Genomic DNA, 15,414 nt, shown 5'->3' with positions numbered 1-15,414 from the left:
CCTCACGCTCTCTCTAATCGAGGACGTTTTTTGTGTCAATTTCTGAGAAAATGACGTGGGTCACGGTTTGGGCATACGGAGAGGTGCGGTTAATGAAGTGTTCGATCGTTTCCAGGCTGTCCGCGTTAATCTTCAGCATATAACACGCCGCCCCGGCGACCCGAAAACAAAATTCAATGTTGGGAATAGATTGAATGTAGGTTTTGAATTGATCGTATTTTCCGTTTTTCACCGTCGCTTCGACAATGCAGGAGACGGGAAGCCCGATCTTTTTTTGATCAATGTCCAATGTATAGCGCTTAATAACGCCGAAAGATTCAAGCTGTCTGACACGCTCTGTAACGGACGGGGCTGACAATTTGATTTTTCTGCCAAGTTCCCGCATGGACAGGCGGCTGTCCCGCTGCAGCTCTTTGATGATGCTCAGATCAACATTATCTAGTTTCATGACTGTAGTCCTTCCTTACCCTTTTGGCTATATTATCAAGAGAAATCCGAAAAATGACAAGAACAACAGGCTGAATTAATAAAGGTTTTTTAGGAACTGACGCGAAATGGTCATATTAGGACTGCCCTTTGCTTATAGTATAGAGGAAAAAAGATGTCCGACAGGAGGGAGCTGTATGTTACACACGCCGATCGGCAGACTTCGCACGATGGGGTTTATTGAAGGAATGTCGCTTTTGGTGCTGCTGTTTATCGCGATGCCGCTGAAGTATTGGGCTCATCATCCGCTCGCCGTCACCATTGCCGGTTCCATTCACGGCGGTTTGTTTATCATTTATCTGGCGGTGCTGGCGTATGCGGCGTTTACTGTCAAATGGCATGTGAAATGGTCAGCCGCCGGTTTTATCGCGGCCTTTATTCCGTTCGGTAATTTTATTTATGATCGCGGCCTGAGAAATTATCAATAAAAAAGCTCCTCTGCAGAAGAGGAGCTTTTTTCATGCGTTACATCCATTTCGTCACCCAGGCGATATAATAAGCGCCGGGGATGAATACGAGCTGGGCGAGAAGCGTCCCCGCCACCCTTGATGTCACCATCGTCAATGATGTCCATTTTAAGGAGACGTAGCTGCGCTTACCCTTCGCCACATCGTCTGCCAGTACGGAGACTTTCGGGTCAACAAATACAGCCAACAGCATGGTCGCAACTCCGTTGATTAAGCCTGATGCCATCACGGCGGTCGTGCTGTGCTCAGGCGCCAGAAGGCCGGCGTACAGAGCGGACAGAACACCGATCGTGTAAATAGACGTAATGACCATATTAATGACAAACAAGCGTTTCGGGATCATTCGGAATTGAAGCCCCTTTAAATAGGAGACTGACGGCAGTCTGATATAAGAACGCGCATGCTTCAGCCCGTTCAGTGAAAATCCTTTTTTAAATACCTGCATGACGGAGCCTCCTCCGTCCGCCAAGTGTATAATCGCCCGGGTGAATAACGCGACGAATGTCGGCAAAAGACAGATGCCGAGTATCGTTCCGACCGTGGAGCCGAATATTAAAAATCGAAACTGGGCGCCCACAAGAGACAGACCATTTGATCCGGCGGCATCAATCAGATGTCCGGTAAACGGCTGCTGAACCATGTTTGACATGCGCGACACGATGACCATGACATTAAATAATGACAGCGCTGACGCGATAAATCCGACTCTCGCGCCGGAAAGCCGTGTTGCATAGGCAAGCGTTTCAACCGAATGTATCAGCAGCAGAAAACAGAAGATAAACAGTACTTGTGAAGTAATAACGTGCAATGTATGATTCCTCCAAATCTTTTCTACTGATTAGACTCTGCAGACTGCGGCGAGGTTTCGGCCGGGTACATAAAAAAACCGCCCGGATGCCCGGTGCGGTTTTGTCTTATTCTTTTCTTACGCAAATAAATAATATATGTTGCCCGCCTTAGCCCGCGGGTGATTCGTATAAACAGTTCCGACAGAATCATTCTTCGAAAGTAAACACCATGGAAGTTCTTGAACACAAGACAACGAAAGCCCTACCTCTCAATCGTCACTGCGGCTCCGAAGCCGCGCCGGTGTGAATTGTAAAACAAAAAGTCTTTTTTCCATCTCTTCGTTAGGGGCGAATGTCAGAAGGAAAAGAATAAGCTCAGCTTTTTTTCAAGCTGTCCGTTGAAGCCTGAAGCTTCTATATCAAAACAGAAAAAAGAAGTTTACTTTCTTTTTTATTTGCATGTTGTCACTTAGCAGTTAATTATAACAGATTGCCCCTGAATAATCAAATGATTTATTAAAGTTCCAGCTCGGCCGGCGTTTTTTCACCCGCGTTCATGAGCTTGATCTGCTTCGGTTCAATTTCCAGAATCACAAGGTTCGGATCGTCTTTTCCGTCAAACCAGCGTTCCAGTTTCGGATCCCACAGCTTTTCTTTTAAATCTGCTGAGTTGTTCAGTTTGGCGGTTCCGGCCACTTCCACATAAGCGTCACCGAATCCTTCACAGTCATACCCTAACAGAATATGAACATTCGGATTGTTTTCAATTTCTTCCGCTTTATGAGTGTCTTTGCTCGTCGGCGTGTAAATCGTTAAGCCGTAATGGAAAAATGTCATGTAGCGTGAATGCGGTTTGCCTTGCTCTACCGTCGCAAGCGAACCGACTTTATGATGATCCAGTACTTCAAGCACTTTTTCTTTGATTTCATTTTGATTCATGAAGAATCACTCCTTTTTAACGTCTCCGCTGTTACTTTTCCACATTGGGGAGACATTTAAACCAAGAAATGTGCTCTTCTGCCGATCTTCGCTCCATTCCCGCTTCAGCATGCTGTAGGTCACCGTGTCATGATAGGCGCCCTGTACAAAAATGCCTTCTCTCGTCAGTCCTTCTTTCTGAAATCCGAGCCGTTCCGCCACCGCCCTGCTTTTCGTGTTTTTTTCAGCCGCGCTGATCATGATGCGGTTCAGGCCGAGATCCTGAAATGCATGGGTGATGACCGCCCGGCAGCTTGCGGTGATAATGCCGAATCCTTCATGCTCTCGATCCAGCCAGTAGCCGATCTCTGCTTTTTGATTGACTGGATCGGCATTATGGATGCTGATCATGCCGCAAAACCGGCCCTTCACAAAAATTCCGGCGTCAAACCCATTCTCTTCCGCGTATTTATAGCGCCATTCGGGGATGATCACATCGCGGTACGTATCGATATCAGCCAGTTCTTCCGCCCAGCTGAGCCATTCGCTGAGATGGTTTTGATTTCGCTTCATAACAGAATACAATTCGTCCGTATCTTCTTTGGCAAGCAATCTGATCGTCAGATGTTCCCGGATTTGACAGGAAAACACGACCACACCTTCTTTCCTTTATTAGCCATTATACAGGTAAATTCATTTTTTTCCATACAAAAAAAGATGAGGCGTGCAGCCTCATCTTTAAATGCGCGGGTCGGTAAAAATGTCGTGATCATCCGTGCTTGGCGATGACATTTCCGTAATGACCGCCCCTTCTTCTCCCGCTTGGAACCAATGCTTCGTATCCGGCGGAATGGTGTATTGTCCGCCCGGTTCCAGCACAATTTCATTCCAGACGGTGTAGTATTCCTTGTCTTCTTCCGGCGGGAGGACGCTTGGGTTCTCTGCCTTTTCGCCTTCCACGTAGAGAAACACCTTCCCCCAGCGGCAGCGGAATGTCTCTTGTTTTCCCTTCTCGCTGCCGACCGGCGGATGGCGGTGTTCGGGACATGTCTGGCGCGGGAAGAGCACCAATTCTTTCGAACAGTAGCGGTCGGTATTCACGTAAATAAACAGCTGAAGCCCGGTTTCCTTAAGCTTGCCTAAGCCGTAATCCATGATTTGAATGTCTTCGATTTCATCATCAGTCAGAACGATTCCCGCTTTTTGATAGTATGCATTCACGTCATGTTTCGATATCGTCATGCTTCAGCCCCCTTATGTGGTCACAAATTTGCCGCCGTTGACATGCAGCGTCTGTCCGGTCATATAAGATGATTCGTCTGAGGCCAAGAGCACATAGCAGCCGACATGTTCAACAGGCTGGCCTGCCCGGCCCATCGGCGTAGTCTGACCGAAGGAAGCGACTGTTTCTTCTGAGAATGTCGCCGGAATAAGCGGTGTCCAGATCGGTCCCGGCGCCACGGCGTTGACACGGATACCGTCGTTGACGAGCGCTTGCGCCATGGATCTCGTAAAACCGTTAATCGCGCCTTTCGTAGCCGTGTAGTCAATCAGCTGCGGATTGCCTGTGTAAGGATTAATGGATGTCGTATTAATGATCGCGCTGCCCGGCTTCATGTAATCAATCGCTTTTTTAGTCAAATAAAATTGTGAGTAAAAGTTTGTTTTAAAGGTTCTGTGAAGCTGCTCGCTTGTGATGTCTTTAATGCTTTCTTTCGGATGCTGTTCTGCGGCGTTATTCACGAGAACATCAAGACGCCCGAATTCTTCAACCGTTTTTTCAACGGCTTCATTGCAAAAGTCTTCCTCACCGACATCGCCGGGGATTAACAGACATTTTACGCCTTCTTCTTCCACTCGTTTTTTTGTATCTTCCGCATCACCGTGTTCATCAAAATAGACGATCGCGACATTTGCGCCTTCCTTCGCGTAAGCAACCGCTACGGCGCGTCCGATACCGCTGTCGCCCCCTGTGATAAGTGCGGTTTTCCCTTTTAATTTATCAGCGCCTTTATATTCTTTGTATTCAAAAACAGGCGCCGGATTCATTTCGTTCTCAATGCCCGGCTGGCGATTTTGTGATTCCGCCGGGAATTCCTTCGGATAGTTTTCCATGTCAAGTTCCTCCTTCTTGTTCGATCTCATATTTCTTGTCTACCTCGGCTGTCCTCCGGATAAACATGATTGAGACAGTTCAAAACGTTTTCGGAGAAAAATGTTTCACATGGAACGCAAGAAAAAAACCCGGCTGGCAGCCGGGTTTTTGTTTTCAATTATGAACGGACCGCTTGTTTGCGGAGCACGTCTTTTCTCACTTTTCCAAGGTTGTTTTTCGGAAGTTCGCTGACGAACTCAATGTCCGGAATTTTAAAGGCGGCAAGACGTTCTTGAAGGAATCGGGTCACTTCTTCTTCTGTCAGACCTTCTCTGCCGTTTGTCACGATGAACGCTTTCGGCTTTTCGCCGTAGAGCGGATCAGGGATACCGACAACCGCCGTTTCGAGAATGCCCGGCACTTGCTGAATGACTTCTTCAATCTGGTCGGGATAAATATTGTCGCCGCCGTAGATGATGACATCTTTATAACGTCCGGTGATAAAGATAAATCCGTCTTCATCCACATAGCCGGAATCGCCGGTATGGAACCAGCCGTCTTTCAGCACTTTTCGTGTCGCTTCTTCGTTACCTTCGTAGCCTTTGAATAAAAACGGACTTTTCACAACGACTTCTCCGATTGAACCTTGCGGAAGGAATTCACCTGTTTCCGGATCTACAACGCGGACGTCCACTTCTTCCATCGGTTTACCCGCGGAAGCGGCTTTATCCATTCCCATTTGCGGATTCCAAGAGCTGATGCCCCACGCTTCCGTGCTTCCGTATCCGTGCATGAGCGGAATGCCGATGTCGAGATACTGCTGGATCAGACTGCTTGGCACCTTTGTTCCTCCCGTCATCATATAAACGATAGAAGACATGTCAGTCTGATGCGTTTCCCATGCTTTCAGCAGGTATGTGAAATAGACTGGCAGCGCCATGATGGTTTGAATTTTTTCTTTTTCGATGAGCTTCAGGTTTTCCACAGGGTCCTGATTGTCTGTCATAATGAATGTCGTTCCGCTCATCGTGCCGACCATCTGGCAGATAATCGCGCTCGTATGGTAATTCGGATGGCATGCTAAGAAGCGGACATGCTGCATTCTCCCCGTGTATGCCAATGTCGCGTTTACGTAGTTGTATATGCCGCCGTGAGTGATCATGCAGCGTTTCGGATTGCCGGTTGTACCTGAGGTAAACATCAGCAATGCCGTATCGTTTTCAGACACCGTTTCGACGTCCGGTGTTTCGCCGGAGCCTGTCAATAAAGCGTCAAACTCAGGCGTTGTCTCCGCAGCTGTTCCTGTTACGACCTTCAGTTTAAGAGAAGATGTAAGCGCAGGAAGCACTTCTTCCATGATCTCTTTAAATTCAGTGCCGTAAAAAACAGCTTTCGGTTCACAGGCAGCTAAAATGCCTTTCATTTCGTAAGGTGTTAATTGCCAGCTGACCGGCACAACAACCGCGCCGATTTCGAGTGCCGCAAACATGACAATGGATGCCGCGTGGCCGTTTTTGCAAAGCATCGCCACTCTGTCGCCTTTTTTTATTCCTTTATCAAGAAGCGCTTGTGCAAGCTGGTTGATTCGTTTTCGATATTCCGCGTAGGTCAGGGTATGCGTACCGCTTTTTACAGCTTCGATCTCTTCGCTATTTGAAATGTCATGCAGAATCAGATGCTGTAATGTCTCCATATTTTCATCTCCCATAATGATAAATCACAAAAAAACTCTGTCAGATTTTCTTTCTCACGCAACCCATTTTAAACCAAAAAATATAACTTGTAAAACTATTTTGTTTTAGAACTATTCCATCGGTGAATGATACAATAGTCCCGTGTTTTTAGTTTCTTCCCTTCCCCTTACCCTCATACATGCACAAAAAAACACACCCCACATGAGGTGTGCGCTTCCTGTTTACCGCTGTCCTTTCTCCTGAATAAAATGATAAAACAGCTTGTTTAAACGTTTGTATAAATCGGCTTCATCCTCCGTCTGGAAGGCTTTTATACTGTCTTCAGACTCGATGATGGCCGAACTGACCGCACTTAGTATTTCCGACCCTTCAGCGGGCATATCAGCCGGCGCCATCATCACCAAAGCGCGGTCGACGGTCAGGGAATTTCCGTCCATGCCTTTGACACTGCATGGAGCTGTCAAATCATAAATTTTGAAAAAAGGCGTGACAATTTCTTCATTTTTGAGATGGTACAGGGCCATCGCCGTTCCCGGAATGCCGAGTCCGCCCTGTCGTTCACGCTCAGCAAGGCACTGTGCGGTTTTTCGGGCATTATGAACCAATCCTTCTTGCTCCAGCATGGCAAACAAATGATCTAAAAACAGTTCGTACTCCGTGTTTGAATCAATCGATTTGATCGAAAAGTTCCGCAGCACGCTTTGGATAACCGCCGCGTAATGCGCCATACGGCCGGCCGCTTCCAGCATATCAGGCGTCTCCGGCTGCTTCTCTTCTCTTTTACCGTTTCTTTTTTTGTCAAGAATCAGCGGAATCTTTCTTTTGATGTACTGCTTGACCTGATCAGCGTCTTCTTCGTTTAAAAGCGGACTGACCATGACGTAATCAATGTTTTCATACGGGATCGGAACGGTGGATACGATCATGTCATACGCGGTGATGTCTCGATCCTTCAGTTCGATGAGGGAAGACATATCAAAGGAACGGATTTCCGGAAGCTCTTTTTTCAGCCTGGACGCGAGCATTTTGGACGATCCGATGCCGCTTGAACAGACGATCAGCGCTTTGATCTTCGCTTCTTCCCGTTTGATTTCCAGAGCGGAGCCGAAGTGAAGAACGATGAAAGCGATCTCATCATCAGAGAAAAGAAGCCCCGGAAAGAATTTTTCCATTCCTTCTTCTACGGCCATGTACAGCAGAAAGTAGTCGCGTTTAATTTGCTCAGTCATCGGATTGTACATGTCGATATTTTCTTTTACCCGGTTGATCGCAGGCTCCAGATGGGCGATTAAACCGTCGTATAAAGAACCGTTTTCCGTCAGATCAATTTTAATTTTTTCAGAAATGAAGCCGATCAGCTGCTTCGTTTGCAAGGCCGTTTCAACCTCTATGTCTTCCGGTTTGAATTCCGTTTTGTATTTGCGGTTGGCGCTCCGCAAATGAATGGTGATATATCCGATCTCAGCTTCCGGAATTGAAACGCCGAACGCTTTTTCAAGCTCTTTCGCCATTTCCAGCGCAGAGCCGTACTCCTTCGTCTGCTGCAGCGCTTTTAGTTCCGAATCCTCCATCGTGATGGTTTCTCCTAGCCTGATCCTGTCCATCGCAAAGGTTAAATGAACCGCAAGCGCCATGTATGAGCTGTCAGATAAGGCGATCGCGATTTTTTCCTTGAGCTGAATCAAGAGCCGGTCCATTTTCAAAAGTTCCGCTTTATTTACGACGCCGAACATTTTTTCAGCATCGTCCGGTTTTCCTTTAATATTCAATTCAACCGCTTCCAAAAAGCTTTGAATATCAAGGCGGTTGACGATGAGATTGCCGACGATTTTCCGTTTCGCATTTTCCGGCCCCGTCAGCTGAATGCCGAAGCCCCTTTTTCGGATCAGCGTCAAGCCGAAGGGCGCAATCCAAGTCTCCAGCTCATCCAGGTCATAGCTGATCGTCGCGTTTGTCACTTGCAGTTCGTTCGCCAGACTGTAGAGCTTAATCGGCTCTTGAGACTCTAATAGTGAACATAGAATTAAAAGTTTCCGCTCCTCAGCGCTGTATTCATACTGTTCATAGGACAGGTCTGACAGGAGTTTTTGTTTGTCCTCCGGGTTTCCTACCGCTTTCAGTCCTTTGCCGGGCTGTTTATCAAGTGCCAGACCGAATGATTCCATCATCGGTTTGATTGTTTTTAACTCGCGGTGAACGGTTCTTGTGCTGACTTGTAAAGCTTCCGCCAGTTCATGCACTGTCTCGTACCGGTTCTGCAGTAAAAGATGTTTCATTAATTTTTGTTCTCTCGCTGTCATATACATGAAACGCGCCTCCAGATTTTCTAGTTGTGAGAAGTATGGCATATGGGGAGTGCTGCCGGGGAAAGTGGTGTAAGTTATAATATAAAACGCTTTCAATGATTATTCAACCATTTTCAAATGGCAATTTGGCACTGGGCCGTGTGACAGTATTGAAAAAGAAAAATGTGTCAGATAATATGCCATGACGCTTGTTACTCTTGATCCGCACGGCTATACTTCAAAGTGACCTTACTTGTTTTTAGACATTGCACACCACATAAACAAACGCCCGGAAGATACCTTCCGGGCGTTTGTTCTGTTTATGGAATATCGCAGCCTTGGACACCGGTATAAATCCGGAACCACTGATCATGGCTGAGTTTGTACGCGGATGCACGCACCGCGGCGGAAATGCGGTTCTCTTTTCCGCTGCCGACAATCGGCATGATGTCCGCCGGGTGGGTGAACAGCCATGCGTACATGACTTCGTCAATGGAAGCGGCGCCGATTTCTTTCTGTACGGAACGAAGCGCGGCACGGATTCGGACGTCCTTATCTGATTGTCCGGTAAAGACGCTCCCGCCCGCAAGCGGTGACCACGCCATCGGCGGAATGCGTTTTTCCTGACAGAAATCCAGCGTGCCGTCATGAATATTTTCCAGCTCGTACGCCGAGATTTCAATTTGGTTTGTGATAAGCGGATCATCCAAATAGGATTCGAGCATTCTGTACTGGTGCGCTTTAAAGTTCGACACCCCGAAATATCTGACCTTTCCCGAGCTTTTCAGCGCGTGAAACGCTTCAGCCACAGCCTCCGGGTCCATAAGCGGGTCCGGTCTGTGAATGAGCAGCACGTCCAGATAATCCGTATTCAGATTCAAAAGCGACTGCTCCGCCGACGCTAAAATGTGAGACTTCGATGTATTATAATGATGCGACTTGTTTCCGGGCCGTTCCGGTGATTCAATGACAATCCCGCATTTTGTGACGATTTCGATTCGCTCCCTTATTGAAGGCGAAAGGGACAAAGCGCCGCCGAAGAGCTTTTCACACGTATAACCGCCGTATATATCGGCATGGTCGAAGGTGGTGATGCCTTGGCTGATGCACCATTCAATCAGATGCAGCAGCTCTCCGTCTGAAACATTCCATTCGTTCAGACGCCAAAGCCCGTGTATCACTCTTGAAAATTCCAGGTCTTCAGCCAATTGAATACGCTGCATGTGAAATCCCCCTTTTTCTTAGAGCCTCTTGTATCTCTGTTTTCAGGAATTGCCCATGCTGTTTCATTCTGCTTCGGCAGCCGATTTTCCTTTCAGCCCGCAAAAATCGTCAATTAATGATTCTGAAACTGCTTTTTCGCTTTTTCAACGACGTAATGGCTTCCGCCGCGTTTTTTGACATCTTGAATCATCATCGCGATCAAAAGGTCTTTCTTTTTATAATCGTAACCGACAAACCAGCCGTTTTCTTTGCCGTCTTTATCTTCTTTAGACGTTTTCAGCTCGGCTGTACCGGTTTTTCCGGCTACGGTAATGCCGCTTACGGTCGGCTGATATGCAGAGCCGCGCGGATCTTCAACGACGCCTCTCAGCCCTTTCGTGATTTCTTCGGCATTGGCTTTCGATACCACTTGCTTATGCCAGATTTGCGGCGTTTTTTCTCCGTCTTTGATCAATGTCGGTTTGACAAGATTTCCGTCTGTTACAAATGCGGTATAGTCAGCCGCTAAGTGCAGCGGAGACATCATCATCTGCCCCTGGCCGTAGCCCGTATCTCCGAGAAGGATCTCGGAATCAAGCTTGCCGTTAGCGATTGAAGACTTTTCAATCGGAAATTGGTACGGAATCTCTTCATCAAAGCCAAATGTTTTTAATCCTTTTGTAAACGCGTCCGCTCCGGCATCTATGGCATTTTGCGCAAAGTAGATGTTGTCCGATGTGATCAGCGCGTTTTCGAGATCCACTTCATTCAGGCGCTCTGATACGCGTGTGACATGGTAACCGCCCCAGCTCGAATCTTTCTGCCACTCTTTTCCGGTGATTTTTTTCTTTTCCGACGCTTTCAATGTGCCGTTTGTCAGGCCGACTGCCGCGGCAATCGGTTTAATCGTTGATCCCGGCGCATAGAGTTTGTTGAATTTCGCTGAAAACGGATTGTTTTTATCTTCATTCAGCTTTTTCCATTCTTTGCCGCTCCAGCCGAAAAGAAAGCCGTTCGGGTCATAAGACGGTGCGCTGACGAGCGCGAGTGTCTCTCCCGTTTGCGGTTCGAGGGCGACTGCCGCTCCGCTGTCATCTTTCATAGAATCATACAGCTTCGTCTGCGTTTTCATGTCAATCGTTACATGAATATCCTGCCCGCTTTCGGCTTTCTTTTCAGCAATGACCTCACCTGTTTGCGGGACGTAAATTTTCCAGCCGGTCGTGCCGCGCAGCTTGTCTTCATATACATTCTCAAGGCCGGCAATGCCGATTTTGGAAGTATCGCTGTATTGGCCGTCTTTCGCTTTTTTCAGCTGCTCCGCTGTGATGGTTTTAATATAGCCGGTCAGATGGGCCGCTTTTTCGCCGTACGGATAGTAGCGGGAGCTGACTTTCGTTTTCGTCACGCCGTCTAATGCGAGCAGGCTTTTGACCTTGCTTTCATCATCCGGTCTGATTTTTTGAATCGGGACATAGGAGTCGTCTTTTACCCAGCCCTGGTTCAGTTTGCTTTTGATATCGTCTTCAGAAAGGTCCAGTTTTTCAGACAGTTTTTTGATCACGCTGTCTTTATCCTTGCCGAGTTTTCCAGGGATAATGCCGATTTCCGGCACCTCGGTATTCACGGCGAGACCTTTTCCGTCTTTGTCGTAAATTTGTCCGCGCTTCGGTTCTTCATTTGCGATCTGCACGGTTTTGTCATCGGAAAGCTGTTTGAAAATAAAAGAAGGATTCCAGTCGATGTTCCATGATTCTCCATCGTCTGTTTTTTCTTTTTTCAGGACGGCCGTGTTTTCAAAAGCGACCTTCCCTGCTTTTGTATCCATGCTGACTTTATAATCGATGTGCTGGAGGTCATCTTTTTTCTTGTCGTCTTCGTCCTGTTTTTCGGCAGTGACTTTCAGATTTTTGACCCCTGCTTGTTCATAAATGGTTTCATATCGTTTTACAAAATCCTTTTTGGATAGCTTTTTCTTTTCATCCTGGGTGAGGCTTTGGTACATCTTATCGTAATGACCGCCGTTCCAGTCTTTTACGAAATCTTTCATTCTGTCTTCGGCCGATTCCGTTTTCGAGCAGCCGATCAAACCTATGATTCCTGCGAGTAAAAGTAATAGGTATAACCCTTTTTTCACTGTCTATTCCCCTGCCTTCCAACTGTTATTTTCTCCTAAACCAAATCAGGCTGGCAAGGATTTTTTTCTCATAGTGTTTAAAATTTTTTTGTTTTTCCTGCCGTCACGGGCCATGTTCTTATACAATGTATCTATTAAAAAAAGGGGGAATTTCAGATGATCAGAGAAGCAGCCATGCTGTATGTAAAAGAAGGTCTTGAGGGGGAATTCGAAGAGGCATTCCGCCGGGCGGAGCCGATTATCGCGGGCATGAAAGGTTATCTGTCCCATTCCTTGTCCAAATGTATGGAAAAGACGCATAAATATTTGCTGCTTGTGGAATGGGAGACATTAGAAGATCATACAAAAGGCTTTCGCGGATCGCCGGAATATCAGGAATGGAAAGCCTTACTGCACCGTTTTTATTCACCATTTCCCGTTGTGGAGCATTTTCAGGATCTATCAGACTCAGATCGCGTGAAGCGTAAAACCGATTAAGGAGATTGACCATACAAAAACGGCGGTATAGATATTGAATTTCCCGGAGCCGTCGTTTTCTTTCCGTTTTTCCTCCAGCCCCTGAATGAACATGACCGCACCGAGAAACACGAGCATAACCGGCTGTATGACAGAGGTATGTTCCGCATACGTAAATGCGGCGGCCGCAAGTATAATAATCAGCATCGCGAGTGACAGTTTTAAGGCGCGCAGCAAAGCAATCCATCCTTTCTGTTATCATTTTTTGAACACAATTCTATTTCTGTCTTTATCCCCCATTATTCTAGCGTATTTTTTGCGCGGATAGAACGAAAGTCGGACAATTTTAAGTTTGTTTTAAGGAGCACGAAAAGCGCGCTCCCGATGAAAAGGAGCACGCGGTTATGAGCGGGCGAGGCTACCGTATCCGAGCCCCCGCAGGACGCATGCCATGACTTCATATCCCTTGCTGTTGGGGTGTACGCGGTCATGAGAGAGATATTCATTCATTTTTCCTTTGAAAGCGCTGTGGACGTCGGCGATTTTGACGTGCGGCGCCGATGCGAGTGTGCTGAGGTGCGCATTATAAGAGGATATCCATTTTTCTGCAATGGAGATGCCCGGGAAAGGATTGTATAAATTAAAGACGCGGATCTCATAAGGAGACGGGTGCGGCCCTTTTAAGGCAGCGATCTTGGCTATCATCTTTTCAAAGTTCTCATGGCAGTGACTGGACACGCTGGTGAACACCGAAGCGTCCGATGTTTGCTGATATGCCTGAACCGAATCGATCAAATCGTTGCCGCAGCCTGTAATCGTAATCATATCAGCAGCCTGAATCCGCCTCTGAATGTACGGCAAGGACATAAGCCCGAGAATTTCTCCCGTCTCAAGGCCTGATTTGGCAAAGATGGATACGTCGGTTCTTGTCTGTAAATCTTCTGCCATCATGCGCCCGAACCGCTGGACAAAACCGGCGGAAAACGGCCCGGATCCCCTTCCCGTCGTCAAAGAATCCCCCAGCGCCGTATAAACAAGTCCCATTTACTTTCCTCCACTCGTTACTATCGATATTGTAATGTACGCGAGTGAAGAAAAATTGGCTCGGTCAATAACCCAATTTCTCAGAAATATGCTGTGCGGCGTTTTTGACCTTTTCGGTTAAATACGGCAGCCTGTCCTTTGAAAACCGGGCTTCGAAGCCGGCGATGCTGATTCCGGCAGCCACCTTACCTTCGTGATTGAAAATCGGCGCTCCGATCGCCGCCGTGTAATCCTCTAATTCCGAATAGCTGATCGTATAACCTGATTGTAAGGATCTTTCAATAGATTGAAGCAGTTCAGCCCGATCCGTCATCGTGCCTGAGGCGATTGCGGCAAGCTTTGTCTTCTGAATGTATGTGTCAATCTCCTCTTTTGGCAGAAACGATAGAATGCTTCTGGCGCACGCTCCCGCGTACAGCGGCGACCGGCGGCCGATTGCCGTATACAGGCGGACGGTTTGGGTGCCTTCAATTTTTTCGACGTAAATAGCTTCATCCCCGTCCCTCATGATCAGCTGAACGGCCTCATCCACTTCGCCGCACAGCTCTTCCATAATCGGTTTGGCTATTTTCCTGATATCCAGACGTTCAGAGACGAGCTGGCCGAATTGTAAAAAGATCAGACCAAGCTGATAACGGCCGTCCGCCGCCCGGGTGAGAAACCCCGTTTCCTCCAGTGAGCTTGCCATCCGGTGAACCGAGGTCTTCGGCATCTCCGATAGAAAAACCAGTTCATTTAAGCTCAGGCTCGGTTCAGTCAGAAACAAATGAAGCAGTTCCATTGATTTGATGACGGTTTTGTTTTTGTTTTCCATGGTCTTTAGCCCCTTTGTCAGATCAGCCATTCCATTTTGAGCCTTGCTTTCAGCTCCTTCAGCTGCTGTTCCTTCTCCAAAAGCAGCATTTCCGCTTCCTCCAGCGAAACGACCCGGAACGTGATGTGTTCCCCCGGCATCGTTTGGGCGGCGAGAGGAAGATCGGCGGATATGATATGCGCCATCCGCGGATAGCCCCCCGTCGTCTGTCTGTCAGCCAGCAGAATAATCGGATTGCCGTCCGGAGGCACCTGCACCGTTCCGAACGTCACGGCCTCAGATACCATCTCCAGCGGCTCCCGCAATTCAAGCGGAGCGCCCTTCAGCCGGTAGCCCATTCGGTCGGATTGAGGCGTGACCGTATATGACTCTTGATAAAAACGCAATTTTGCTTCTTCTGTAAAAGCGTGAAATTGAGCGCCTTCAAGCACTCGTATAACCGGATTTTTTTTCAGCGGCAGAAAACCTCTGCTGCTGACAGACCAATCAGGCGCTGAGAAACCATGCTGTCCGAAAGAATCGCTCAGACGGTACGCGATTGATTCCGAACATGGCGTCATACGGCCGAGCGGCAGCTCATCATCTTTTTGCAGCGCTCTTCCGCAAAAGCCGCCGATCCCCGCTCTGACATACGTGCTTTTGCTTTCCATGACGGCGGGCACGTCAAATCCCCCCGCGACGGCGAGATATGCGCGGCTCCCCATCTTGCACGGCCCGAATGAGACGACGCTGTTTTCCTTTATCAAAACCGGTTTCCACAGAGGAGCGGGCTCCCCATTAATATGAAGGGCAAAATCAGCTCCCGTGACGGCAATAACCGCAGGTTCTGAAAATTCAAAGGAAGGCCCGGGCCCCATGAGCGTAATTTCCAGTCCCGCCTCTTTTTCTTGATTTCCGGCAAGAAGATTGGCGATGCGCAGAGAGATCGTATCCATTGCGCCGCTTCCCAGCACACCGTATTTCTGATACCCCGTGCGTCCCGTGTCCTGAACCGTCGTCAAGAGACCGGGTTTTACCACTTTCATAC

General features: G+C 47.8%; 16 protein-coding genes. 2 read left to right on the top strand and 14 right to left on the bottom strand.

Going from position 1 to position 15,414, the window contains the following annotated elements; genetic code table 11:
• Window positions 1-13: 13 nt before the first annotated feature.
• The gene (locus OTK50_RS17290; RefSeq protein ID WP_003156263.1) at window positions 14-448 is read right to left on the bottom strand and encodes an Lrp/AsnC family transcriptional regulator; all 435 of its coding nucleotides are present in this window, start codon (window positions 446-448) and stop codon (window positions 14-16) included.
• 175 nt (window positions 449-623) lie between these two features.
• Between OTK50_RS17290 and OTK50_RS17285 the strand changes: the two genes are divergently transcribed.
• Window positions 624-914, top strand: coding sequence for a DUF3817 domain-containing protein (locus OTK50_RS17285; protein ID WP_003156265.1), 291 nt, complete (start codon window positions 624-626; stop codon window positions 912-914).
• Between the two features lie 37 nt (window positions 915-951).
• Here OTK50_RS17285 and OTK50_RS17280 read toward each other — a convergent pair whose 3' ends face one another.
• The 9 genes from OTK50_RS17280 to OTK50_RS17240 form a co-directional block, all read right to left on the bottom strand.
• A complete protein-coding gene (locus OTK50_RS17280) occupies window positions 952-1,761 on the bottom strand; it encodes a lipid II flippase Amj family protein (RefSeq protein ID WP_044802632.1) in 810 nt (269 codons plus the stop codon).
• A 496-nt stretch (window positions 1,762-2,257) separates the two neighbouring features.
• Complete coding sequence (locus OTK50_RS17275; protein WP_266121985.1) at window positions 2,258-2,680, bottom strand: pyridoxamine 5'-phosphate oxidase family protein; 423 nt, start codon at window positions 2,678-2,680, stop codon at window positions 2,258-2,260.
• A gap of 6 nt (window positions 2,681-2,686) precedes the next feature.
• A complete protein-coding gene (locus OTK50_RS17270; protein ID WP_022552606.1) occupies window positions 2,687-3,310 on the bottom strand; it encodes a GNAT family N-acetyltransferase in 624 nt (207 codons plus the stop codon).
• A gap of 87 nt (window positions 3,311-3,397) precedes the next feature.
• Window positions 3,398-3,901 (bottom strand): D-lyxose/D-mannose family sugar isomerase, encoded by a 504-nt coding sequence (locus OTK50_RS17265; RefSeq protein WP_266121984.1) that lies wholly within the window; start codon window positions 3,899-3,901, stop codon window positions 3,398-3,400.
• Window positions 3,902-3,913: 12 nt separating this feature from the next.
• A complete protein-coding gene (locus tag OTK50_RS17260; protein WP_266121983.1) occupies window positions 3,914-4,774 on the bottom strand; it encodes an SDR family oxidoreductase in 861 nt (286 codons plus the stop codon).
• 158 nt (window positions 4,775-4,932) lie between these two features.
• On the bottom strand, window positions 4,933-6,447 hold the full coding sequence (locus tag OTK50_RS17255) for a class I adenylate-forming enzyme family protein (RefSeq protein WP_266121982.1): 1,515 nt from the start codon (window positions 6,445-6,447) through the stop codon (window positions 4,933-4,935).
• A gap of 222 nt (window positions 6,448-6,669) precedes the next feature.
• Complete coding sequence (locus OTK50_RS17250; RefSeq protein ID WP_038463616.1) at window positions 6,670-8,754, bottom strand: BglG family transcription antiterminator; 2,085 nt, start codon at window positions 8,752-8,754, stop codon at window positions 6,670-6,672.
• 299 nt (window positions 8,755-9,053) lie between these two features.
• A complete protein-coding gene (locus OTK50_RS17245) occupies window positions 9,054-9,956 on the bottom strand; it encodes an aldo/keto reductase (RefSeq protein WP_266121981.1) in 903 nt (300 codons plus the stop codon).
• A gap of 113 nt (window positions 9,957-10,069) precedes the next feature.
• A complete protein-coding gene (locus OTK50_RS17240) occupies window positions 10,070-12,073 on the bottom strand; it encodes a penicillin-binding transpeptidase domain-containing protein (RefSeq protein ID WP_266121980.1) in 2,004 nt (667 codons plus the stop codon).
• Window positions 12,074-12,229: 156 nt separating this feature from the next.
• Here OTK50_RS17240 and OTK50_RS17235 point away from each other — a divergent pair, with 156 nt between their 5' ends.
• Window positions 12,230-12,550, top strand: a complete 321-nt coding sequence (locus OTK50_RS17235; protein WP_003156282.1) for an antibiotic biosynthesis monooxygenase family protein — start codon at window positions 12,230-12,232, stop codon at window positions 12,548-12,550.
• On the opposite strand, the gene OTK50_RS17230 is transcribed toward OTK50_RS17235, so the two are convergent.
• The 4 genes from OTK50_RS17230 to OTK50_RS17215 all read right to left on the bottom strand — a co-directional run bounded on the left by OTK50_RS17230 (window position 12,521) and on the right by OTK50_RS17215 (window position 15,412).
• A complete protein-coding gene (locus tag OTK50_RS17230) occupies window positions 12,521-12,736 on the bottom strand; it encodes a YczI family protein (RefSeq protein WP_369719110.1) in 216 nt (71 codons plus the stop codon). The two genes, OTK50_RS17235 and OTK50_RS17230, sit on opposite strands and share 30 nt — an antisense overlap.
• Before the next feature lie 195 nt (window positions 12,737-12,931).
• Entirely contained in the window at window positions 12,932-13,573 is a 642-nt protein-coding gene (locus OTK50_RS17225) for a GDSL-type esterase/lipase family protein (RefSeq protein WP_007609458.1), read from the bottom strand.
• A gap of 64 nt (window positions 13,574-13,637) precedes the next feature.
• Window positions 13,638-14,387: an IclR family transcriptional regulator gene (locus OTK50_RS17220; RefSeq protein ID WP_266121979.1), complete on the bottom strand. Its 750-nt coding sequence runs from the start codon at window positions 14,385-14,387 to the stop codon at window positions 13,638-13,640.
• A 17-nt stretch (window positions 14,388-14,404) separates the two neighbouring features.
• The gene (locus tag OTK50_RS17215) at window positions 14,405-15,412 is read right to left on the bottom strand and encodes a biotin-dependent carboxyltransferase family protein (protein ID WP_266121995.1); all 1,008 of its coding nucleotides are present in this window, start codon (window positions 15,410-15,412) and stop codon (window positions 14,405-14,407) included.
• Between the last annotated feature and the right edge of the window lie 2 nt (window positions 15,413-15,414).

It is taken from the genome of Bacillus sp. NEAU-CP5 (assembly GCF_026420705.1).
GTDB classification, from domain to species: domain Bacteria; phylum Bacillota; class Bacilli; order Bacillales; family Bacillaceae; genus Bacillus; species Bacillus velezensis.
This window is presented reverse-complemented; position numbering and strand designations above follow the sequence as displayed.